We start from the raw sequence: 22,331 nt of genomic DNA on the forward strand, positions 1-22,331 counted from the left end.
GTCTGATATGACCGAATTGGAGATTCATCAGCCTGATTTCGAGACTCTGCTGCAATATCTCAAGCGCAACCGTGGATTTGATTTCACCGGATACAAGCGAAACAGCGTGATGCGCCGCGTGGAAAAGCGGATGTCGGACATTGGGGTGGAGGGGTATTCCCACTATGTCGATTATCTTGAGGTGCATCCCGAAGAGTTCTCCCAACTCTTCAATACGATTCTGATCAACGTGACGGCGTTTTTTCGCGACCCCGCCGCCTGGGACTTCATCCGGGATGAGGTAATTCAGCGGATCATCGTGACAAAGGGGCTAGACGATCCGATCCGTATCTGGAGCGCCGGCTGCGCTTCCGGCGAAGAGGCCTACACGCTGGCGATGCTGCTGGCCGAAGCGCTCGGCTTCGAGCGGTTCCGTGACCGCGTCAAGATCTACGCGACGGACATCGACGAGGAGGCGCTGACCGAGGCGCGCCAGGCCAGCTACACCGCGCGCGAGGTGATCGGCGTTCCTGCGGAGTATCTGGAGCGATATTTTGAGCGCTCCGCGTCGCGATACGTCTTTCACAAGGACTTGCGCCGCGCCGTCATCTTCGGCCGGCACGATCTGATCCAGGATGCGCCGATCTCCCGGATCGATCTGCTGGTCTGCCGCAACGCGATGATGTATTTCAACGCCGAAATCCAGTCCAAGATCCTGGCGCGGCTCCACTTTGCGCTCAGCGACACCGGATATCTCTTTCTGGGCAAGGCGGAGATGCTGTTCACGCACTCTAATCTCTTTACGCCGGTGGATCTGAAGCTGCGCGTCTTCAACAAAGTGATGAAGGGAACTTTGCGCGACCGTTTGCTGCTGATGACGCAGACGGGCAGCGAAGAGGATGTGGATCACCTGACCGATCACGTTCAGATGCGGGAAATCGTCTTCGAAACCGGGCCGATCGCGCAGATCGTGATCGGGCTGACCGGCATGCTGGCGCTCGCCAACGACCGCGCCCGAAATCTATTTCGCCTCAGCCATCGCGATATGAACCGGCCTTTGCAGGACCTGGAGATCTCCTATCGTCCCGTCGAGCTGCGCTCATGCATCGAGCAGGCGTACAACGAGCGCCGCGTGGTGGTGGTGAAAGATGTCCCCTGGCCGCCGGCGCCCGGCGAGACCGGTTTTTTGGACGTCCAGGTCGTGCCGCTGCAAGACAACGCCGGCTCGATCCTGGGCGCCGCCGTCACCTTCACCGATGTCACCCGATTCAAGCAGCTTCAGGGTGAGCTTTTGGAAGCCAACCGTGAGCTGGAGACGGCCTACGAGGAGCTTCAATCCACCAACGAAGAATTGGAGACGACAAACGAGGAGCTTCAGTCCACGGTGGAGGAGCTGGAGACGACGAATGAGGAGCTTCAGTCCACGAACGAGGAACTGGAGACGATGAACGAGGAACTCCAATCGACGAACGAAGAGCTTCAGACCATGAATGAGGAGATGCGCCATAGCAGCGGCGACTTCAAGCGCGCCAATACGTTCCTGGGCGCGATCCTCTCCAGCATGCGCGGCGGCGTGGTGGTCCTGGACAATAACCTGGAAGTCCAGATCTGGAACTCCAAAGCGGAGGAGCTATGGGGCCTGCGCTCTGAGGAAGTCCAGAACAAGCACTTCTTCAGTCTCGACATCGGGCTTCCCGTCGACCGGCTCAAACCATCCATCCGCGCCTGCCTCTCCGGCAGCCTCTCCTCCTTTGAAGACACCATCGAAGCCACCAACCGGCGCGGCAAGGCGATCATCTGCAAAGTCACCTGCACCACGCTGATCAACGGCGAGGACCTCTTCGGCGTCATCATGGTGATGGAATGACGCCGCGTTCAGACCCCTTCGGTTTGTCGGTCGCGTGGAGATCCAGGTCGTCGTTCCACCAGGTATTGGCGACGATGAAAGCGATGTCGTACTGCGAATCGCCGTTCGCCCTCACCAAACGCGCGCCGAGCGCGGCCGCAAAGTCGCGGTCGTACTCGGCGAAGAGCGACCGAATCGTGGCGGGCGCGCTGTGGGGATAGACGGGGAAGCCGACCAGCTTGCCGTCTTCGTCATATCCCACGACTTGCCGCCCGACAACTGTCTCTTTCGTGTCGCGTGCGTAAAGCACCTGCTTGTTAATATCGAGCACGGTCGCGGCGGCTGAGTAAGCGCAGATTCCCCCAAGTCCCAGACAGCTTCCCACATAGGTCCCCAGCTTCAATGCTTCGATTGGGTCCCGCTCCAGCGTGATGGTGACTTCGCCCCACGGCGCGATCGTTTGCTGACAGGGAATGCCGGAAAACCACAGATCCAGGTCTAGCTCGGGATGTTTCTTGAGCCATTGGATGGTCAGCGGGTGCTTCATCAGATAATCCGAGCGGCCCGCCCAATGTGCGGTCAGCAATTTTCTGAGAGGCTTGCGGTTCTCGTCCGCAACCATCTGCATTTGCAGCGTGTGCCGGATATCGTCGTCGAGCTCTAACTCATCGATGGGCAGGCCGCGCGACAAACGATCGTAAATTCGGTCCTCCATCATTTCCAGGCAGGCGCGCAGCCATTGACGGCGCATCTGCGCGTGATAGTGCGCCAGGCGAGGGGCGTTCAATACGCGCTCGCCGTCGTAATGCGACCGCAGCTCTTTCGGGATGGCTTTGGCGAGCGCTGGACGATCCATGGCGGCAATCCATCCGTAGGCTTCGGCGTCACTGAGTTCTCCGATGTCATGGCTCATCCATGGTTCACGCGCGAACGCTTTCGCCATTTCCAGGCGCTCCTCGCTGGACAGGCAGCCGAGCGTTTTGCCCGTTCGGAACAGACGGGCGGGAGCCGCGAGGAAGCAAGCCAAGGTGAACGCCGGCATGATCTTTGCGAGCGCCCAGTTTCCTCCAGACACATGGTTCGCCGCATTGCTGGTTCGGCAGCTTTTCTCCATCTGATGGAAGGAAGAATCCGGCGCTCCAATCAGCGATTCGCGCTGGCTTATGTCGAAATAAGCAATGAAATCCATCCAGAGGTATGAGGTTTCCAGCGACGGATGAAACGTCGGACGGCAAATGCGCTCCAGCAGCGCGCATGCGTCCGGAATGGAGCGCGCTCCCCAATCCTTGCATTCCGTGCGCCAAACAAACTCTCGAAGGCTTTCCAGAAACTTCGACTGGTATTCGGACGGAATGCGCTTCAAAATCTCTTCGGTTTTGTCCGCGTGCGCGTGCGCCGATCGCCATTTTGTCTTCGCCTCGGAAGGAGACTCAAGGCGGGCGGGGCATGAGTAAAAATAGAGCAGCGACAGGGCGATGTCGCTGCGCCATTGAGACCAATCACGGCTTTCGATCAGCGCGGTCAAGCCGTCCAGTTTGCCGCACGCCGTCCAGAAATTCATACTCTTCCACCGGGCGTCAGAATCTCCCTCGCACTCTATTCTTTCAAGAATGGGTTCCAGCGTTTCGGTCGGGAACTCACCGCTTTGGTCGATCTCATGAAAGCTTCTGCTCATTTGGCAGCGGTCATTCAATCGAAATCCTTCCCGCAGATACCGACTGTCCACGCCGTGCGCGAGACCCCGCAGCAGGCAGTAGGTTCGGTAAGCCGACTCGGGACTGTTCGCGATTTCCGTCGCGATCTCTCCCAGTTCTGGAGTGAGATCGGGATCGATTTGATAGGCTTTTGTAAGCAGCAGCATACCCATGAAGCCTGCTTGCTGACGTGGCGAAAAATTCATGGTAATTTCGAGCCAATGAGGCGTATAATCGGATAAAGCATACAACTGCGTGACGCAGGCGAGCAGCGACTCATCGCGCTCCAGTCCAAAGCGATGGAACAAGGCGTGCGCCTCGGCGACGGTCGCGGCTGTTTTTTTCCGCAGCGCCGGATACAGATTCGCAATGAAGACCGGCGACAGATCCGGTATCAAAGTATCATGAAACGCGGAGCCGTCGCGGCCCGTATAGAAATTATCAGGCGCCGAAAGAGAGGCGATCAGATCCTGGGCGGCAAATTGGTCGCAAAGGAACGGTCGCAAGTCTGTTACTTGAGGAGATTTGTCCTTCGGCGGCTTCTCCGTCGTTCCGCGATACGCGCGCGGATGGGCGGCGGTCGGCTTGATCGGTTCTCGAGCGGACAATTCGGCGAACGCGTAGGGACGAGGAGCCGGTTCAAACGTCGCGGGTACGGAATTGGACAAAACAGTTCGGAGGGAAGACAAGATCTCGGAGTTTGGAGCCCGGACCGCGGACAGGGCCTCCCACGCCGCGCGCAGCAATTTGGATTTCGGGTCGCCGGACAAGGGATCCATCGGCGTTCTCTCCAGCGTCACGAAGGGATCAAGATCGGCGAGCGCCGTATCACGAACACAATCGTGTGGCGCAAACGAGCCAATTGTACGGCAACTTAGTTTTTCTAGGTTTGTGATTGTTCTCACATAACCGATGTTGGTCAATTGTGAGTCCATGGTTTTGTGCGTGAATTCTTTCATGTTTATTTTGGCGTCCGACTGCTTTCGGATTCCAGAAATCCAGTATGCTTGCCGATAATGGAGGTGAGCCCGCGAGAGCGAGGCCCGCAATTTTTGGGAAGAAGCACGATTTGCAATGAGCGTCAATTTAAATCTGGAGTTCTCCGGCAAACAGGATCATTTGGCGCAGCTGACCGACCGCATTGAAGCGGAGGCCGGTCGAATGACGACGAAAGTTCGGCTCTTCGCGGCCGAGAAACCTCTGGGCTGGGCCTGGAGCGCCGGCGTTTTTTGCGTCTCCGCCGCCCTGGTGCGCGTATTGCACCATGCACTGCCGGGGAGCGATCCGCAGGTGCTCCTGATGCTGGCTCCGGTGCTGGAGACGGGCGTGCGCCACGGCCGTTTCGCGGCCATGGGCGCCTGGCTTGCGTCAGCCGCCGTTTCTCTGGCCGCGCTTATGCCGCATGCGTCCGGCGCCCTGCAAATCCCCGATTCCAATAACGCTCTGTCGTTCGCCCTGCTGATCGCCGCCGGCCCGGTGCTGGCGTCGGTGGCGGGCCACTGGCGAGAGTCCCGCCGCGAGCTGGAGATCAGCGAACAGCGCCGTTTGTCCTTCAGCCAGGAAGTGCTGCTGGCCGTGACCTCCGGGCGTCTTCGCCTGAGCGACTCCGATGAGCTGCGCGCCACCGTCGCCGGCCCGGCCGCCGTTCAGTATCCGCTGCGGACTTTGGAAGACGTCGCGCTCGTGCGAAGCCGCGTTCGCGTCGCCCTGGAAGCGCGCAATGCGACCTGCGAACGCATCGATGACTTGATGATGTGCGTCACGGAAGCCGCCACCAACGCCCTCAAGCACGCCGGCGGCGGCGCGCTTTCCATTTGGATCTCCGAAAACAAAATCTCCGCCTTGATCGCCGACCGCGGCGAAGGCATTTCGCCCACCAACCTCGCCCGCGCCACCCTCGAAGCCGGCTTCTCCACCCAGGGCACCCTCGGGATGGGCTTCACCCTGATGCTCGCCATGTGCGACACCTTGATGCTCGCCACCTCCCCCAAAGGCACCGAAATCCTCATCGAGATCGCGCGGCCGGCGGCGGGGTAGGTGTCCATGCCAGCTTACAGTCCAGTGAGCTACGAGGATTCCACATCGCCATCTCGGCTGAGCCAATACTCTTCGCACCACTTGAGGACAAAAGTTCCTTCTTCTTTCCACCTGAGAATCTCTTCATCGGCGTCTTTACGTTCTTCCTCATCGTAATCGTCCGGATTATCCAAAACTTCCTGGAAGTGGTCTGGTAAGTCTTGAATGCCGATCCACTGATCTTCCAGAAAGAATTTCTTTACTGAGATTGTCGCCGGAGCAAAGCCAATCTCCCTCTGCCACTGGATTAATTCTGGCGGCAATATGTCGTATATGAGCGCGGCTGATCCAAGAGAAAGGACTTGCGGATCATGGATTGGCGCTTTGACTATGAGATTAAGGTAATTCCCTACCGCATCAAATTCCACCATTATCAGTTCGGGCATTTGGATGCCCATCAAAACTTGATGACCACTCGACAATCTGCCTGTGTAAAAGTAGTGTGTATTGTTCTGAATGGTATAGGAACGCTCGCCCGGATTTGTTGGCATGGTAATGAGTTTATCGCCTCGAACCACAAAAAACAAAAAGAGCCGGGAGACGCAATGCGCTCCCGGCTCTTTTTTCTTGGCGCGCTTACGCGCCGACGATCTTCAACTTCGGCGTCTCCAGCGACGTTGGTGAAGACTGCAGTAACCGGAGCTTGTTGCTTCCGTTCAGCGCGGCCACCTTGTAGCACTCGGCCAGAGTCGGGTAGTTGAATACGTTGTTGATGAAGTAGTCCACGGTGCCCTTGAGCGCCATGACGGCCTGGCCGATGTGGATCAGCTCGGTCGCGCCGGTGCCGATGGCGTGGACGCCAAGGATTTGCCGGGTCTGCTCGTGGATCAGCAGCTTGAGCATGCCGCCTTCGTCGCCGAGCAGCTGGCCGCGGGCGATCTCGCGGTACTGCGCGACGCCGGCTTCGTAGGGGATGCCTTCGTCGGTCAGGGCCGCTTCGGTCTTACCGACCATCGAGATCTCCGGAATGGAGTAAATACCCACCGGGAACAGCTCGGGGATGGAGCACGTCGGCTCGCCGTAAGCGTGGCAGCTGGCGAGACGGCCTTGCTCCATGCTGGTGCTGGCCAGGGCCGGGAAGCCGATCACGTCGCCGACGGCGTAGATGTGCGGGATCTCCGTCTGATAGTGCTCGTTGACTTTGAGGCGTCCGCGCGAGTCGGGGGTGAGGCCGACTTTGTCCAGGTCCATCTTGGCGGTTGCGCCCTGCCGGCCGATACAGTACAGGAGCGAGTCGGCGCGGATATGCTTGCCGCTCTGCATCGTCGCCTGAACGAGACCGTCGGGAAGGACGCGAATGTCGTCCACACGCTCGTTGAGGCGAAGGGTGACGCCCATGGCGCGCATGCGGTACTGAAGGGCTTCGATGATCTCGGAATCAGCGAACTCCAGCAGCATCGGGCGCGCTTCCACCAGGACGACGCGAATGCCGAGCGCGGCCATCATACACGCGTACTCGGTGCCGATGACGCCGCCGCCGACGATGATGATGCTCTTGGGAAGCGCGGGCAGGCGCAGGAAGCTGTCGCTGTCCAGAACGCGCTCGTTATCGAAGGTGATCGTGCTGGGGCGCGCCGGCGTGGTGCCGCTGGCGATGACAATATGGTCCGCCTCGATCGTCTCGCAGGCGCTGGGCCGGACGACATCGATTGTGTGCTGATCCTTGAAATGCGCCTCGCCCCAGATCATCTCGACGCCGTTGCGCTGCATGTGCTCGCGAATGACATCGATCTCGGTCCGAATCACTTGATGACATCGGAAGATCAAGTCGTCCAGTGTAATGTCGCTCTTATTGACTGGATTGTGATTGTTGAGAGTGCTTTGATGGATTCCGGTGAGCTGCAAAACAGACTCGCGCAGCGCCTTGCTGGGAATCGTGCCCGTATGGATGCAGGCGCCGCCGATGATGTTGTTTTTCTCGATGAGGATAACGCTCTTGCCGAGCTTCGCAGCCTGGATCGCCGCCTTCTGGCCGGCCGGGCCGCTGCCGATCACCACCATGTTGACATGCTTCATAGACAAAATTCCTTGTGCTGACGCCTGAGGCGCGCGGATGGGCGCCCCGTATCTTTGGCTGTTTTTATTTTCGGCGCGTCACGGCCAAAAAGAGAGGTCGGAATCCATAAGTGCGCCGGGGCAGTCAAACATCCGGCGGCCACAGTGGGCCTCAGCCGTCATCGGCTACAATCAGTTTACCTTTCCGCTGGGGGAAATCAATATCCTTCTTCTTTGTCCACGACATTTATCAGCGCCTCTCCCGCGAGATACCGCCGCAGGTTTTCCAGAAAGATCCTGTCCGCGCGCTCGTCGTATTCGGGATGCGCGCCGCTGTAGTGGGGCGTGATGAAGACGTTGGGAGTGGTCCAGAGCGGATGTCCCTCGGGCAGGGGTTCGGGATCGGTGACATCCAGCAGCGCCGCGCCCAGTTTTCCGCTGTTCAGGGCGGCGAGCATCGCGTCGGTCTCGATGGTCGCTCCCCGGCCGGTATTGATGAGAATGGCGCCGTGTTTCATTGTCTCGAACTCTTCGGGGCCGAGAAAGCCGCGTGTTTTTTCCGTCTGGGGCAGGGTGTTCATGATGACGTCGCACGCGGCGAGAAATTCGTGCTTCTGATCTATCGTGTACATGTGATCGACATACTCGTGGGGCTCGCCGCTGCGCCGCAGGCCGGCGACGCGCATGCCGAACGCCTTCCCGACTTTGGCGCTCTGCCCGCCGATCGCGCCGACGCCCAGCACGCCCAGCGTTTTGCCCGCCAGCAGAGTGACTCGATCGCCAAGCCCGTCGCCGCTCCATACCCCGGTCTTCTGGCGATCCCACGCCGCGCCCAGCCGCCGTGTGATCGTCAGGAGCATGCCGAACATATGCTCCGTGATCGGTTCGGCGTGGATGCCTTTGGCGTTGGTGAGGATGAGGTCCCGCGCCCGGATTTCGGGAGTGATCAAGCCGTTGACGCCGGCCGACGCGAGCTGCAGCCAGCGTAGATTTTTCGCCTGCGCGATCTGGTCCCGGCTCAGCCATCCATAGGCGGCGTCGATGGCGGGCAGCAGATTCGGGGCTTCCTCGATCTGCCGCGCCGAGACGATTTTGAGAGCAGGGGATAGACTCTGCGCCCGCGAAATCAGATTTGTATCCTTGCTTCCGATCAAAAGTGTACTTATTTCGCTCATTGCTGTCGAGTTGCTCCTCATGACGTCCTGCCGTGACCGGCCGCAATCATTATCCCTAATCTTTGCTTGTTGAAACCATTTCCCGGTAAATTCCCTTGACAGATCCCCCTGTGTTTCATATAATATAAAAAAGAGTAGGGTTCGTCACCGCCCGGCGACCCGCCGCTCCGCTTCCCGCCCATTTTCCTGCTTGACTAAGGAGTCGTTTTCAACATGTACTCTCGCTATCAGAGGCGCTCTCGCGTCCGACGGTCCGGGGCCGCCTATGGCGCGGCCCTGACCGCCATTCTTGCTGTCGCGGGCGCGCATGCGGCCGGGGCGCAGACCGCCGTTTCCCTAGAGGCGATCAAGGCAAAGTTCGCCGCGCAGCCTCGCGTGCAGATTCAGCATAACAGCATCGCCCCCGGCGTGGCTTCTCTGCTGCGGCAGTCTCGTTTTCTCGGTCGTCAGGATGGGCAGACACCGGTCAGCATCGCCATTTCCCTGCCGCTGCGCAACCGCGCCGCGCTGGACGAATATGTGCGCCGCATCGCGGATCCGAAGGACGCGCTTTACGGTCACGGGCTGACGACGAAGCAATTCGCCGACTTGTACGCTCCCGCTCAGGAAGACTTCGACACCGTTCTTCAGTATGCGAAGGCGTCGGGCCTGTCCGTGGTGGAAGCCTCCCCGACACGGTCGCTCGTCGTTCTGAGCGGTGAAAGCCGCAACGTGGAATCGGCCTTCGGCGTCAAGCTGAGCCGGTATCTGCTGCCCAGCGGGTATGTCGTGCATGCGAATGACGTCGCGCCGACCGTTCCTCAAAGCATCTCCAGCCGCATTATCGGCGTCACCGGTCTGAACAGTATTCCCGCGACCAGCTATCACAAGCATATCGTTCCGAAATACGTCTCGGACATCCAGTCGTTCTTAAGCGGCAATGTCGCCGGCACGGGACCCGCCGGCGGGTTGGCTCCGAGCGATATCGTGACGGCTTATAATCTGACGAGCCTGACATACAAAGGCGAGGGCCAAACCGTCGCGCTTTATGAGCTCGACGGCTACGATCCCAAGGACATTACCACCTACACGACGCGTTTTGGATTGGGAGCATCCAATCTGACAAATGTGCTGGTCAACGGCTTCAGCGGCGTTCCTGGCGCGGACGGCGGCACTGGATACGTCGAAGTCGTTCTGGACATCGACATGGTTCTGGCGCTTGCTCCGAAGCTTCAGAACCTGTATGTTTATGAAGCGAAGAATAACGGCACCGACTCGCTCGCTCTCTATAAGCGCATTGCCGACGACAATGTGGCGAAAGTTGTGAGCACAAGCTGGGGACTGCCGGAAACAATTATTGACGATGCGACGCGTCTTTCGGAAGATCAGATCTTCACCCAGATGTCGGCGCAGCGCCAGTCGATCTTTGACGCTTCCGGCGACAGCGGCGCTTATGATGACGCCCCGATTGCCGCTCAGCTTGGAGTCGCCGCTACGGTCTGTGTGGACGATCCCGCATCTCAGCCGCACGTGACGGGCGTTGGCGGCACGACGCTGACCACGGTTTCGCCTGGCGGCGCTTACACTTCCGAAACTGTTTGGAAGGGCACGCTTGCGGGAGCTGCGGACAACGACGGAGGCAGCGGCGGCGGCAAGAGCGTCAAGTGGCCCAAGCCGGATTTCCAAAAGTCTCCCACTGCCGTCGGGGAGGACGCCGTCAATCGCGATGTCCCGGATGTCGCTCTGGACGCGGACGGCGCGACAGGTTATGATATCTATGTCGGCGCCTTCGCCAGCAGCACCAGCACCGGCTGGTTTACCGTGGGCGGCACCAGCGCCGCGGCGCCGCTCTGGGGAGCTTTCTTCTCGCTCGTGAACCAGCAGCGCTCCGGCAACGGCTTGAGCTTTATTGGCGAGGCTAACCCGCCGATCTATGCCGTAGCGCGAGACGCTACGAATTACGCGGCGGCCTTCCACGATGTCACGACCGGCGACAACCTCGTTTATAAAGCGAAGGTTGGGTACGATGACGCAACTGGCTGGGGATCGTTCAACGGGGCTCCGCTCCTGAACCTGCTGGCCCCAGTCAATACGGCGACTCTGGGCACGCTTTCGGGAACGGTGACAAACTCGAATCTGACCCCGATCGCGGGCGCAACGGTGCACATCGTGCGCTCGGACACCGGCGACCTGCAGGCGGATCTGAAGACCGATGCGAACGGCAAGTACACCAAGACCTTGTCCAGCGCCGTCGGTTACACGGTCACGGTCAGCGCTTCCGGATATGCGGGCGTGACCGATACCGGTATCGTCATCCTGCCGGGCGCGACGACGATCCACGATTTCATTCTGACGACTGGGCACGTTTATCCGAGCGGCCTGCAAATGATCTCGTCGCCGTATGATTACACGAACGCCGCCGATTACCCGACGCTGATGGGCCTGGCCACACCGCTGACCCGCGAGCAGCGTCTGTATTCGTACCAGCCTTCGGAACTGCAATACGTCGCCTATCCGACTTACCCCGCCGACACGCTCCATCCGGGGCAAGGCTACTGGGTCAAGCTGGACAGCACAAACTACACGCACTTCCAGGGAACTCCGGTCGTGACGACGCAAGTCTTCCGAACGGTGCTTCAGCAGGGCTGGAACCAGATCGGCAACCCGTTCCTGGAAGATACCGCGCTTGGTTCGATCGAAGTCGACGACACGAAGGGCAACGTCCTGAGCAGCACGCTCGCGGCGAGCGCCATCGTCAAACTGCCCTGGGTTTACCATCAGGACACGAACGGCTACACGCAGCTGACGGCCTCGGATTCTCTGGCGACCTGGCAAGGCTACTGGATCTACTCCGCCAGCCCGACGGTTCTGGTGATCACACCTCCCGGAGGACTGCCGCCGAGCCCGCCGCCGACGCAGCCGAAGACCTCGGTTCACTAGCGGATGGATCGTCCCGGCGAACCTCGCCGGGACGGCGGAAAAGCGCGTAAGACAACGAAGAAGAGCCGTGGGGAGCACCCACGGCTCTTCTTCGTTGTGAATGGCCGCCACGAGGGGCAAGGTTGCAATCGGGGGCGCCGTTATGATATACTGTGGGGCGAAGGCGCGCGGTTTGGGGTTGAGCAATGCACGGCTGGCAGCACAAATGGACGACGGCGGATCTGCTGGGATTCGTCCATGCGGGCGTCGATATCTTGGTGGTCGCTTATTTGATCTACCACCTGATCATGCTCGCCAAAGGTACGCGCGCATGGCAGATCATCTCCGGTCTTCTGATCTTCGTTCTGATCCTCTGGTTCTCTGATTGGGCGCATCTGACGGCGCTGAACTGGCTGCTCAAGCAGATGTTCCTGCTCGGACCCGTCGCGATCGTCATCCTCTTTTACCCGGAGCTGCGTCACGCCTTGGAGGAAGTCGGGCGTGTCGGCTTTTGGGGCAAAAACTTCGTCGGCCTGGAAAAAGAAGACGTTTTTGTGATGGTGGCGGAGCTTGTCCGCGCCGCCAGCTTCCTCTCCGACAAGAAAATCGGCGCCCTGGTCGTGCTGGAGCGGGAGACGGGCTTGACCGAGATCATCGGCACCGGCACCATGCTCAACGCCGCGATCAGCGCCGAACTGCTGGAAACGATCTTCTATCCGGGATGCCCTCTTCATGACGGCGCCGCGATCGTGCGCCGGGATCGCATCGTCGCGGCCGGCTGCACGCTCCCGCTGTCGGACAACCGCGATATCGGCGCGATGGTCCACACCCGGCACAAGGCCGCGCTGGGAATGTCGGAGCAGAGCGACGCGCTGGTGCTGGTCGTCTCCGAGGAGAGCGGCATCATCTCCGTGGCGTTTGAAGGCAAAATGGTTCGGGGCCTGCGCGATGAAGCGCTGCGCGACCGATTGATGCAGGGCGTGATGGGCCGCGAGCGTCCCGTCTCGCGCCGCCGCCGCGCCAAGGCGCAGGCTGCGGTGAAGGCGACTGTCAGCCCGTTTACGAATCTTGCGCCGTTTTTGACCGCCTCGCGCGGCGCGCAGAAACAATCGGCGCCGGCGCCTCCCGCCGGAAGCGATGGGCCGGGAACGTCCCCGCCCGCGTAGGCGCTGGTCGTCGCGCGTTGTCTTTCTCAGAGTCTAGGAACGATCATGCTCGCCCGTTTGCGCGATAATCTGTCTTATAAAGTGCTGGCGCTTTTGTGCGCCTGCGCGCTACGCTGGTATGTGGACGCGCAGCAGAATCCCGTGAAGACGCGCACTGTCACCCCAACGGTCGTCACTCGGAATTTGCCGGATGGAATGCTGGTCACCGACCAATCCGCGACGACGGTGACCGTGACGCTGGAGGGATCGCTGGAGGATCTGAGCCGCGTGCCGGACAGCAGCGTGATCGCCGTCGCGGACCTCAGCAACGTGCACACCGGCAAGCAATCCTCCGTGCCGGTCGAAGCGAAGCTCACGCCCGGCGTGTCCAGCGCGGTGACGATCAGCGACACCGAGCCCCATATGATCATGCTGACGCTGCAGCCCAAGCGCAAGCGGCGAATGGGGATCCGGGTGGATCCGAGCGGCGCTCCGCCGGAAGGGTATGTCTTCCGCAAGCCCGATGTGGCCCCGATCGAGGCGACGGTGATTGGCGGCGAGGACGCCGTCAACCGTGTTTCCCGTCTGGTCGTTCGCCCCGAAGTCACCGGCGCCAGCGGCATGGTAGAGGACGACTACCAGGTCCGCGCGCTCGACGATCAGGGGCGCGTCGTGGACAACGTGACACTGGCGCCGCCGACGGCGCATGTCCGTTTGGGAATTGTCGAGGCGACCGCGAACAAGGATCTGCTCGTGAGCCCGGATGTTTCCGGCGCGCCGGCGCCCGGATTTAAAATCGCCGATGTCCAGGTCAACCCTACGCGGGTGACGTTTACGGGCCGTGTCGACACGCTGGCGCGCGTGGGCGTGATCGCCACCGCGCCGATCAATATCAATGGGGCTTCGCAGGATGTCGTCCAGACCGTGCCGCTTGCGTCCCTGCGCACGCTCTCGCCCGTCTCCGCCGCTCAGGTCACGGTGACGGTCCATATCGTTCCCGCATTTTCGCCTCCCGCGGCCGCGCCTCTCACACAGCCGTAGGTCAGCCGCCGGACACTCGTTTTAATCGTTTTATTTTCAGGAGTAATCGTTCCCGCTATGTCAGAAAAGTTGTTTGGTACGGATGGTGTGCGCGGCGTCGCCAACACGGAGCTCACTCCGTCTCTCGCCTTTGCGCTGGGGGCGGCCGCCGCCCGCGTTCTCGGCCGCAGTCATACCCCGAAATTCGTGATCGGCCGCGATACCCGCATCTCCGGCACATTGCTGGAAGCCGGAATCACCGCTGGGCTCTGCTCCATGGGCGCCACCGTGGTCAGTCCGGGCGTGGTCCCTACGCCGGCGGTCGCCAATATCGCGCGCACGGCGGGGTTCGACGCCGGCGTTGTAATCTCGGCCTCGCACAACCCCTATCAAGACAACGGCATCAAATTCTTCGGCGCCGACGGCTACAAGCTGGATGACGCGATCGAGGCGGAGATCGAAGCGCTTGTGCCGCAGGCGCTGACGCTGCCGCGCCCGAGCGGCGCCCTGGTCGGCGTCGCATGCCGCGATCCACACTTGCGCGATATCTACGCCGAGCACATGGAAGAAACCATGAACGGCCTGCGGCTGGACGGCATCAAGATCGTGATTGACGCCGCGAACGGCGCGAACCACGAGATCGGCCCGCGCGTCGCCACGGACCTGGGCGCCAGCGTGATCGCGCTGCACTGCGCTCCGAACGGGATCAATATCAACGCCGGCTGCGGCTCGCTGCATCCCGGTGAGATGCGCGCGAACGTGATCGAGCATGGCGCGCAGATCGGCATTGCGTTCGACGGGGACGCCGACCGCGTGATCCTCGCCGACGAGCAGGGCCGCCTGGTGGACGGCGACCGCGTGATGATGATCGTCGGCCGCCACCTCGCGAAGCGCGGCCAGTTGGCCCGCAACACGGTGGTCGGCACGATCATGAGCAACATGGGCCTGGAAGTGGCGCTGCGCGAAGGCGGCGTCACCCTGCTGCGCACCGCCGTCGGCGACCGATACGTCTGCGAGGAGATGCGGCGCGAAGGCTACATCCTCGGCGGCGAGAAATCCGGCCACCTGATCTTCGGCCACCTGACCACCACCGGCGACGGCTTGCTTACCGCCCTGCAAGTCCTCAAAGTCATGTGCGAAACCGGCCAGCCGCTCTCCGCGCTCGCCGACCAGATGTCCGAGTACCCCCAGACCCTCCTCGGTGTCCGCGTCACCGACCGCACCGCCTGGCAGAGCGACGACGAGATCCAGCGCGCGATCGCGCAAACCGAGGAAAAGCTCACCGGTCGCGGCCGCCTCAACGTCCGCGCCTCCGGCACCGAGAAGCTCATTCGAATCATGGCCGAAGGCCCCGATCAATCCGAGATCGAAGAACTCGCGGGCGAACTCGCAAGCCTGGTTAAGAAGAAATATGGCGTCGCGGAGTAAGCTTTCCCAGCGCGCCAGAAGACAGACGACCGCTCGGCATTCCGCCGAGCGGTCGTTTTTTCGTGAAATGATTATTTCTCAATCGTAGTTTCTGAAAATTTCAGAAACTACGATTGAGAAATTTTGTATAATCAGAAAAGTGGTGAAAATTAATTTCAAAAACCGTTGACAAGCGACACACGGTCTGTTATACTTTTTGCGATGGGGATGCACTTACCAAACCCAATGATCGCCTTTTGATTAGTTGTATTTACTATTAATGCGATTTATAACAATGTTGTTTTTCGATCGCTTCGGATACGGAAAGAGATGATGAGCAAATCGTCCGTGTGTTCTTTTGCGCTTTTTGCCATATTTTTATTGACGCCTTCGGTTTATGCCGTCGGGCCAGCCAGTATGACCCGCGATTCGGCGGCTTTCGACTTCGGCCCCGCAGGCGTCGCGGCGGTGGTCAATGGGGAAACGATCACCGTCGCCGAGCTTCGGGAGCGGACAGCTCCCACCGCCGCCGCGAGTACGCTGCAAGGGATGATTGAGGAGACGCTGATCGATCAGGCGGCGCGCGCCAGGAATATCGTCGTGACGGACGATGAAGTGAACTCGAAGACGCGCGAATTGGAAAAGTCGCTTGGCGGCGTATCGCTGGCGGATACGCTGAAGCAGCACGACATGAGCGTGGAGTTATTTCGCGACGGCGTTCGCCGGCAGATCGCGCTGGAAAAATTCATCACCGCGCCCATCAAGCCCGCATTGCATATGCGGCATGTGTGGCATGTGACTTTCGGTATGCTCGTCATGGATCCCAAGACCGGGAAGCTGAAAGCTCGAACGGCGGAGCAGGCGAGGAAATTGGTTCAGGCCGCTCGTGAGAAGCTCAAATCCGGCGCAAAATTTGAGGATGTCGCGAGACGCTGCGCCGATTACGCGGCGACCAAACAGAATGGCGGCGATCTTGGAATTCTTACCGAGGGAGGACGATACTACGCGAATCTCTTTCCTCCCGCCAAAACGCTCCATCGCGGCGAATATACCCGTCAGGATATCAAATCGCTCGCGGGTTACGAGCTGATCTATGTCTCCAGCACCGCCGAGGACCATCCGGCAAGCGAGGACGCCGCATATGCGCAGGCGGCGCGGGATGATCGGGAGGAGCAGCAAGGCGCTGCGTCCGCCGCCATCCTGAAGACGTTAAGGCTAAATGCAAGAATTGCGATTTATTATCAGCCGGCGGGTTTATCGCCGGTCGCGGCTCCCGAAGCGGCCGCCGTGGTGAACGGCCAGGCCATCACGGTGGACGCCGTCAAAGAACGCGCGCTGAAGACGGCGGGGCCGACGATGCTGAGCCATATGATCGAGTCCAAGCTGATCGATCAGGAAGTCCGAACAAAGCAAATCTCCGTGACGCAGGCGGAAATCGATCGAAAAGAGAGCGAGATCATGGCGCGCTCGGGGTACCCCGCCGTGAACGACTTTCTTGTGCACGAGAACCTGACTCCGCAGCAATTCGACAGCGACATCGGCGATCAGATTAAGGCTGAGAGGCTGGTCGATATTCCCGTGAAGCCGGCGACGCATTTGCGCCACGTTTTTCATCTCGCCATCGCCACGAAAGAGGCGGGGCCGCTCGCGGGAAACGCGATTCCCGCCCTGCCCGGCGCGCCTCCGCTTCCCACAAAAGAAGAGGCGCTCACGAAGCTCAAAATGATCCGGGAGCGCCTGCAAGGGGGAGCGAAGTTCGAGGACATGGCGAAAGAGTATTCCAGCGACATTTTCAGCCGGCGCAATGGGGGCGATCTGGGGATCCTGCACGATGACTCGAAAGTCAATCGCGAGATCGTGCAAGTCGCTCTCGGAATGAAGAAAGGCGATTACTGCGCTCCTTTCAAATCGTTCTTCGGTTATGAGCTGGTGTATGTCGCCAGCACCGATGAGGACCATCCCGCCACTGAAGAAGAGCTTTACCGGGAAGCGCGCGACGCCTATCGGGATTCTCAAATCGATGCGCCCATCGCGCAAGTGCTGCGGTCGTTGGAGCAGAAGGCCCAAGTCTCGATTTACTTCCATCCATGATGACTTCAGCGCGAGTCGAGAAAGGAGGCGCTTGAAGAGACTATTTCTCTCATTGCAATACAGATAGATCGCTCAACGTTCGGAAATCACTCTGTCACAAAGAAGGACACACAAAATGCACTTGAAATTCGTCGCTATCGCCGCAGCCGGCATCGCGCTTGCCGTACCCGCCGGCGCCTGTCCGACTTCCAATGGGAACACTTTGAGCTGCGGCTCCTATACGATCTCCGGATACCACAACGCTAAGAACAGCGCGCTGAACGCCGGCGCCAGCTCCACGGAGCTTGCGATCGGAATGCTGGAAACGGACTCCATGAGTTCTAACTACACTTATGGCGACGGCAAGAGCGGCGATTCCGCGAACTTCGGATTCATGAAGAACAACTGGTATATGTACCGGGTCTCCTGCTCGCAATTCGCCGGTCAGGGATCGGCGCAGTGGAACAACGGCGCGAGCGCGAACAACAACTATGGGAACGCTGTCAATTACTGCAACCAGTGCATCAACCACTTTGGCTGGACGTCCTTCTGGGAAGTCCAGCGCGGCGGGCAGGGCCGCATCGGTAACTGGAATGCGGACACCGACGAATATTACCAGGCGGTCAACTGGATCCAGCAGCAGATCTCCAATAACAACTCCTGGCATGACGATGTGCGCTACTGGGTGAGCGTCCCGGCTATCTAGTCTGGCGCCTCATGGCGTTTCGTCCGTCGAACCACGCCGTTCGACGAACGAAACGCCTTTTGGGTCCAACGCTCTTTGCTTCGTGATGTTTTGGGTATTCGATCCGCCATGAAACGCTCTCTCTTATCCATCGCCTTTCTCTCGCTGTTCTTGTTTGGCTCCCGCGCTTCCGCCGATCTTACGGGCGTTCCCGCAGGCGCTGTCGCGGCGACATTGAGCCTGCCCGGCGAAGATGTGGACGACGCCAGCGGCGCGCCGTCGATCCCCGGCCCGCTCACGGTCCGAGGCGAGCAGACAAAGCCCAACGTTCCAAATGTGGCCTTTTACGATTTCGGCGTTTTTGGCATGCCGTCCACGGAGCCGATCCAGCACGATTTCATCGTCCATAACGGCGGCAAGACGACGCTGATTATCGATCGGGCGGAACCTGGCTGTGAATGCACGACGGCGTCCCTGGGCGGCGGGGCGGCCGGACCGCGCTTTTTGGCCCCGAACCAGGATCTGATAATCCATGTGACGATCGATTCGAAGCAGCTGTATGTCGGTAAGATCAACAAAATCATCTGGATTTACTTCAGCGGGCAGTCCTCACCCGCATATACCCTGCATGTCGTGGGGCGCACGATCCCGACCGCCGTCTTCACGCCTCGGATGCTGGAGTTCGGCGCCGCGCATGCGGGGCAGCTCCTCGCGCGAACGCTTACCGTGAGCGCGGACACCACGGCGTACGGCGACCACCCGCCGGATCCTTACAGTATCCATGGCGCCGTGACGATCGTTCGCGACGCCGCCCAAGCGACCGTCGCCGGCGCGCAGCGGATTCGCACGTACCGGGTGCTGCTCTCCAAGAACGCAAAGCAGGGTTTTTTGAGCGAGGTGATCGCCATGCCGATGGCCGGCGGCGCGCATCAGCCCGGCCCAAGCATCCTGGTCTCCGGCGTGGTGCTCGCGGATGCCCCGCACGGGCCGCCGCCAAAAGCAAAACGCCGATAAATGGAGCCGCCGGCCGAGCGCTTTGAAGCATTTTCCACATGCCCCCGTCTTATCTCATATAAGAAGATGGCGGGTGATTGTCTGTGGAGCGTGTGTCATGTGGGTCGTTTACGCAATCCTCTGCGCCGGGGCGCTGGTTCTGGTCGTGGCGGCGAAAAAAGAAGTCAAGCGTTCGGTGCGCAAGCTGAGCGAATGTCCGTGTCCCTCGTGTGGAGTCGCCTATGGCTACTGGACCGCCGCGCAGGCGCGCGAGCGGCACATCGCGCAGTGCGAAGAGATCCAGCGTGGGCGTCCGGGATACAGGATCAACTTTGTGCGCGAGTGGGAAGTGGAGTGCCTGGCCTGCGGCGCGCTTGGGTACTATGGCTTTGAAAACAATCGCCTGCGCGGCAGCCAGGAGTTGATCCGCGGAGAATAGATCTCCCTCACGTTCCGTTTTGCGTGAAGGGGCAATTTGTGTGAAGGGCCAGGCGTCAGTGACGCCTGGCCCTTAGGCTTACGCCCCGAGAATGCAACCGATTGCATTCTCGGGGCGTTTGTCGTATAATGGTCGGAGTTGAAATATTTCAATGTCGAATGAGGGCCTTATGAGAAAAACTTCGGCTGTGTGGCTTTTGTCCGTGGCTGTCTCGCTGTGCGCGACCGCATCGCCGGCGCAGAACCCCGCCGCGCCTCTTTACAAACAGCGCAATGCGCCGCTCGAGCGGCGCATTCAAGACCTGCTGGGTCGCATGACGGTCGAGGAGAAAGCGCGCCAGCTCGATATGTATCCTGGGACGGATATTGTCGATAAGATCTCCGAGACCCATGCGCTGCCGGGCGCGCACGCCGATCCCCAGAAAATGACGAAGGCGCTGGGCGCGGTCGGGGTGGGGAGTATCCACGATCTGTATCCGGACGCCGCACTTTACAATGAAATCCAGCGCTGGGTGATTGGGCGCAGCCGTCTGGGGATCCCGGCGCTGTTTATTGAAGAGGGACTGCACGGCTTCGCCAATTCTTATCAGGATGGAACGCTGTATCCACAGAGCATCAATCTGGCGGCGACCTGGAATCCGGATCTGGCGCGCCGGACCGCGGGCGGCATCGCGGCCGAGGCTCGTTCTTCGGGAGTGGACATGCTGCTGGGGCCGGTGCTGGATGTCGCGCGCGAGCCACGCTGGGGCCGTGTGGAGGAGGATTTCGGCGAGGACCCGTATCTGACCGGCGAGATGGGCGCGGCGTATGTGCGCGGCATGCAGGGGGATTCCCTCGATACCGACCACACCGTCATCTCGGAGCCCAAGCACTTTGTCGGACACGGCTCGCCTGAAGGCGGGCTGAACACAGCCCCGGTGCACGCCGGAGAGCGTGAAATCCGCACGACGATGCTGCGGTCGTTCGAGCCCGCGATCCGCCGGTCGCACGCGATGGCCGTCATGGCCGCGTATCATGAGATCGACGGCGTTCCCTGTCCCGCGAACTCCTGGCTCTTGACGACGGTCTTGCGGAAAGAGTGGGGATTTCAGGGATTCGTGCTGGCGGACCTGGGCGCGATCCGTTATCTTTACGATGTCCATCATGTCGCCGCGACTCCTGGCGACGCCGTGCGTCTGGCGTTGACTTCGGGGCTGGACATGCAGTTCTACGATTTCGACCATGCGACGTTCCAGAACGCGATCATCAGCGGCGTCCACACCGGGACGCTGTCGCCCAAAGTTCTGGATCAGGCCGTTTCACGCGTGCTGCGCGTTAAGTTTGCGCTGGGATTGTTCGACCGTCCCTACGTGGACACCGCGCTGTCCGCCAGGGCAATGCGAAGCCCGGCGAACCTCGCCGCGACCCTGCAATCGTCCCGGCAATCCCTGTGCCTGCTGAAGAACGAGCATGCTTTGCTGCCCCTGGCGAAGACGCTGAAAAAGATCGCGGTGATCGGCCCCAACGCCGACACGGGGCAGACGGGCGACTACACGCCGCCGCTGAAGAACGTTCCGGTCGTCACGGTGCTGAGCGGCGTCAAAAGCCTGGTTTCGTCGAATACCGAAGTGGTCTACGACGACGGCGCCAGCATCGACGCGGCCGTTGCGAAGGCGCGCGGAGCGGACGCGGTGATTCTGTGCCTGGGCGAGCGGCAGGGAATTTCGGGAGAGGGGTTCGACCGGAGCAGTTTGGATCTTCCAGGACGTCAGGAAGAACTGCTGGAAGCGGTCGCGGCCGTGGGCGCGCCCACGGTGCTGGTGCTGCAAAACGGGCGCCCGCTGGCGCTTCCCTGGGCGGCGGCGCACGTTCCGGCGATTCTGGAGGCGTGGTATCCCGGCGAACGCGGTGGGCAAGCCGTCGCGGAAACGCTGTTCGGCGACAATAATCCGGCGGGACGTCTGCCCATTTCCTTCCCAAGGAGTATTGGCGCGCTGCCGGATTTCTACAACTATGACCGTTCGAAGACACATCCCTACATTGATGGCGATACAGGCTCGCTCTTTCCGTTTGGACATGGCCTGAGCTACACATCGTTCCAATATCAGGGCCTGACGGCTGTCGCCTCGGTGCCCGGCAAAGCCGTGGATGTCACGGTCTCGGTCAACGTCACGAACACCGGCGGCCGGGCCGGCGACGAGGTCGTGCAGCTCTACCTAAAACCGAACACCAGCAGCGTCGAAACTCCGGAGCGCGCCCTGAAAGGCTTCCGCCGCATCACATTGAAGCCCGGAGAGACGCGCAAAGTGACGTTCCATCTCACGGACTACGAACTCGAAGTGTGGAATATGCAGGGGAAATGGGCCGTGGAGCCAGGCGACTACACAGTCACCGTCGGCGGCTCGTCGCGCGGCGGCGAGACAACCCAGTTCTCACTCCGCACGCCCATCAGTCCGGGGCAAGGGGGGATCTTGACGCTGGCGCCGCGCCAATCCACGATGTTCGGTCCGAATATCCGTTTGACGGAGGAAGTCGGACGAGAATTTGTTGGGTATTGGGATAATCCGACCGCCGGAGTCTCCTGGGTTATACGCATCCCCTCCGCCGGCCATTATCGAGTCGGCTTGGACTACAGCACGCAAGCTTGGCCTACGGCGTTCGACATCGTCGCCGCCGGCAAAACACTCCGCAGCGGCCCGGTAAAAACCTCCGGCTGGATGGACTACAAGCACATCGATCTGGGACCCATTTCGTTCCCGGCGGCAGGCGTCTATTCCCTAGCGATCCGCGCACACGATCCCAACAATTGGAAGGGAATGAACGTCGGCGTCGTGACGCTCACGTCCATGAGATAGGTCCCGGTCGCATATCAAACTTTTCCTTTTGAAGCAACATCGAACCTTTTCCATCTTTACAAACGTACAAGGTGGG

The 22,331-nt window shown here is 60.4% G+C and carries 15 protein-coding genes; 11 read left to right on the forward strand and 4 right to left on the reverse strand.

The window, feature by feature from the left end; translation table 11 throughout:
* The first annotated feature begins 7 nt into the window (after window positions 1-7).
* Window positions 8-1,846: a CheR family methyltransferase gene (locus tag D5261_RS11220; RefSeq protein WP_119323596.1), complete on the forward strand. Its 1,839-nt coding sequence runs from the start codon at window positions 8-10 to the stop codon at window positions 1,844-1,846.
* Here the strand turns inward: D5261_RS11220 and D5261_RS11225 are convergent.
* A complete protein-coding gene (locus tag D5261_RS11225; RefSeq protein ID WP_119323597.1) occupies window positions 1,830-4,298 on the reverse strand; it encodes a hypothetical protein in 2,469 nt (822 codons plus the stop codon). The two genes, D5261_RS11220 and D5261_RS11225, sit on opposite strands and share 17 nt — an antisense overlap.
* A 295-nt stretch (window positions 4,299-4,593) precedes the next feature.
* Here D5261_RS11225 and D5261_RS11230 point away from each other — a divergent pair, with 295 nt between their 5' ends.
* A complete protein-coding gene (locus D5261_RS11230; protein WP_119323598.1) occupies window positions 4,594-5,556 on the forward strand; it encodes an ATP-binding protein in 963 nt (320 codons plus the stop codon).
* Between the two features lie 29 nt (window positions 5,557-5,585).
* Here D5261_RS11230 and D5261_RS11235 read toward each other — a convergent pair whose 3' ends face one another.
* The 3 genes from D5261_RS11235 to D5261_RS11245 all read right to left on the reverse strand — a co-directional run bounded on the left by D5261_RS11235 (window position 5,586) and on the right by D5261_RS11245 (window position 8,765).
* Window positions 5,586-6,086, reverse strand: a complete 501-nt coding sequence (locus D5261_RS11235) for a hypothetical protein (RefSeq protein ID WP_125206211.1) — start codon at window positions 6,084-6,086, stop codon at window positions 5,586-5,588.
* An 85-nt stretch (window positions 6,087-6,171) separates the two neighbouring features.
* Window positions 6,172-7,611 carry a Si-specific NAD(P)(+) transhydrogenase gene (gene sthA / locus D5261_RS11240; RefSeq protein ID WP_119323600.1) on the reverse strand — a complete coding sequence of 480 codons (1,440 nt, stop codon included), beginning with the start codon at window positions 7,609-7,611 and terminating at the stop codon, window positions 6,172-6,174.
* A 197-nt stretch (window positions 7,612-7,808) separates the two neighbouring features.
* Window positions 7,809-8,765, reverse strand: coding sequence for a D-2-hydroxyacid dehydrogenase (locus D5261_RS11245; protein ID WP_165864486.1), 957 nt, complete (start codon window positions 8,763-8,765; stop codon window positions 7,809-7,811).
* A gap of 213 nt (window positions 8,766-8,978) precedes the next feature.
* Between D5261_RS11245 and D5261_RS11250 the strand changes: the two genes are divergently transcribed.
* The 9 genes from D5261_RS11250 to D5261_RS11290 all read left to right on the forward strand — a co-directional run bounded on the left by D5261_RS11250 (window position 8,979) and on the right by D5261_RS11290 (window position 22,255).
* On the forward strand, window positions 8,979-11,684 hold the full coding sequence (locus D5261_RS11250; protein WP_119323602.1) for a protease pro-enzyme activation domain-containing protein: 2,706 nt from the start codon (window positions 8,979-8,981) through the stop codon (window positions 11,682-11,684).
* 185 nt (window positions 11,685-11,869) lie between these two features.
* Window positions 11,870-12,829, forward strand: a complete 960-nt coding sequence (gene cdaA / locus D5261_RS11255; RefSeq protein ID WP_119323603.1) for a diadenylate cyclase CdaA — start codon at window positions 11,870-11,872, stop codon at window positions 12,827-12,829.
* A gap of 45 nt (window positions 12,830-12,874) precedes the next feature.
* Window positions 12,875-13,849 (forward strand): CdaR family protein, encoded by a 975-nt coding sequence (locus tag D5261_RS11260; RefSeq protein WP_119323604.1) that lies wholly within the window; start codon window positions 12,875-12,877, stop codon window positions 13,847-13,849.
* Window positions 13,850-13,906: 57 nt separating this feature from the next.
* Window positions 13,907-15,256, forward strand: a complete 1,350-nt coding sequence (gene glmM, locus D5261_RS11265) for a phosphoglucosamine mutase (protein WP_119323605.1) — start codon at window positions 13,907-13,909, stop codon at window positions 15,254-15,256.
* Window positions 15,257-15,652: 396 nt separating this feature from the next.
* Window positions 15,653-17,326, forward strand: a complete 1,674-nt coding sequence (locus D5261_RS11270) for a foldase protein PrsA (RefSeq protein WP_245992626.1) — start codon at window positions 15,653-15,655, stop codon at window positions 17,324-17,326.
* 115 nt (window positions 17,327-17,441) lie between these two features.
* Window positions 17,442-18,011 (forward strand): lysozyme family protein, encoded by a 570-nt coding sequence (locus D5261_RS11275; RefSeq protein WP_119323607.1) that lies wholly within the window; start codon window positions 17,442-17,444, stop codon window positions 18,009-18,011.
* A 108-nt stretch (window positions 18,012-18,119) separates the two neighbouring features.
* Window positions 18,120-19,004, forward strand: a complete 885-nt coding sequence (locus D5261_RS11280; protein WP_119323608.1) for a DUF1573 domain-containing protein — start codon at window positions 18,120-18,122, stop codon at window positions 19,002-19,004.
* A 97-nt stretch (window positions 19,005-19,101) separates the two neighbouring features.
* On the forward strand, window positions 19,102-19,422 hold the full coding sequence (locus D5261_RS11285) for a hypothetical protein (protein WP_119323609.1): 321 nt from the start codon (window positions 19,102-19,104) through the stop codon (window positions 19,420-19,422).
* 169 nt (window positions 19,423-19,591) lie between these two features.
* The gene (locus tag D5261_RS11290) at window positions 19,592-22,255 is read left to right on the forward strand and encodes a glycoside hydrolase family 3 N-terminal domain-containing protein (protein WP_119323651.1); all 2,664 of its coding nucleotides are present in this window, start codon (window positions 19,592-19,594) and stop codon (window positions 22,253-22,255) included.
* The last annotated feature ends 76 nt before the right edge of the window (window positions 22,256-22,331 follow it).

Origin of the sequence: Capsulimonas corticalis (assembly GCF_003574315.2) — a bacterium.
In the GTDB taxonomy this organism is placed as follows: domain Bacteria; phylum Armatimonadota; class Armatimonadia; order Armatimonadales; family Capsulimonadaceae; genus Capsulimonas; species Capsulimonas corticalis.

What these genes read in the sequence shown, in the direction of transcription:
- D5261_RS11220 (WP_119323596.1), top strand. Translation starts at nt 8, where the DNA reads ATGACCGAATTGGAGATTCATCAGCCTGATTTCGAGACTCTGCTGCAA.
- D5261_RS11225 (WP_119323597.1), bottom strand. Translation starts at nt 4,298, where the DNA reads ATGGATCCCTTGTCCGGCGACCCGAAATCCAAATTGCTGCGCGCGGCG.
- D5261_RS11230 (WP_119323598.1), top strand. Translation starts at nt 4,594, where the DNA reads ATGAGCGTCAATTTAAATCTGGAGTTCTCCGGCAAACAGGATCATTTG.
- D5261_RS11235 (WP_125206211.1), bottom strand. Translation starts at nt 6,086, where the DNA reads ATGCCAACAAATCCGGGCGAGCGTTCCTATACCATTCAGAACAATACA.
- sthA (WP_119323600.1), bottom strand. Translation starts at nt 7,611, where the DNA reads ATGAAGCATGTCAACATGGTGGTGATCGGCAGCGGCCCGGCCGGCCAG.
- D5261_RS11245 (WP_165864486.1), bottom strand. Translation starts at nt 8,765, where the DNA reads ATGAGCGAAATAAGTACACTTTTGATCGGAAGCAAGGATACAAATCTG.
- D5261_RS11250 (WP_119323602.1), top strand. Translation starts at nt 8,979, where the DNA reads ATGTACTCTCGCTATCAGAGGCGCTCTCGCGTCCGACGGTCCGGGGCC.
- cdaA (WP_119323603.1), top strand. Translation starts at nt 11,870, where the DNA reads ATGCACGGCTGGCAGCACAAATGGACGACGGCGGATCTGCTGGGATTC.
- D5261_RS11260 (WP_119323604.1), top strand. Translation starts at nt 12,875, where the DNA reads ATGCTCGCCCGTTTGCGCGATAATCTGTCTTATAAAGTGCTGGCGCTT.
- glmM (WP_119323605.1), top strand. Translation starts at nt 13,907, where the DNA reads ATGTCAGAAAAGTTGTTTGGTACGGATGGTGTGCGCGGCGTCGCCAAC.
- D5261_RS11270 (WP_245992626.1), top strand. Translation starts at nt 15,653, where the DNA reads ATGACCCGCGATTCGGCGGCTTTCGACTTCGGCCCCGCAGGCGTCGCG.
- D5261_RS11275 (WP_119323607.1), top strand. Translation starts at nt 17,442, where the DNA reads ATGCACTTGAAATTCGTCGCTATCGCCGCAGCCGGCATCGCGCTTGCC.
- D5261_RS11280 (WP_119323608.1), top strand. Translation starts at nt 18,120, where the DNA reads ATGAAACGCTCTCTCTTATCCATCGCCTTTCTCTCGCTGTTCTTGTTT.
- D5261_RS11285 (WP_119323609.1), top strand. Translation starts at nt 19,102, where the DNA reads ATGTGGGTCGTTTACGCAATCCTCTGCGCCGGGGCGCTGGTTCTGGTC.
- D5261_RS11290 (WP_119323651.1), top strand. Translation starts at nt 19,592, where the DNA reads ATGAGAAAAACTTCGGCTGTGTGGCTTTTGTCCGTGGCTGTCTCGCTG.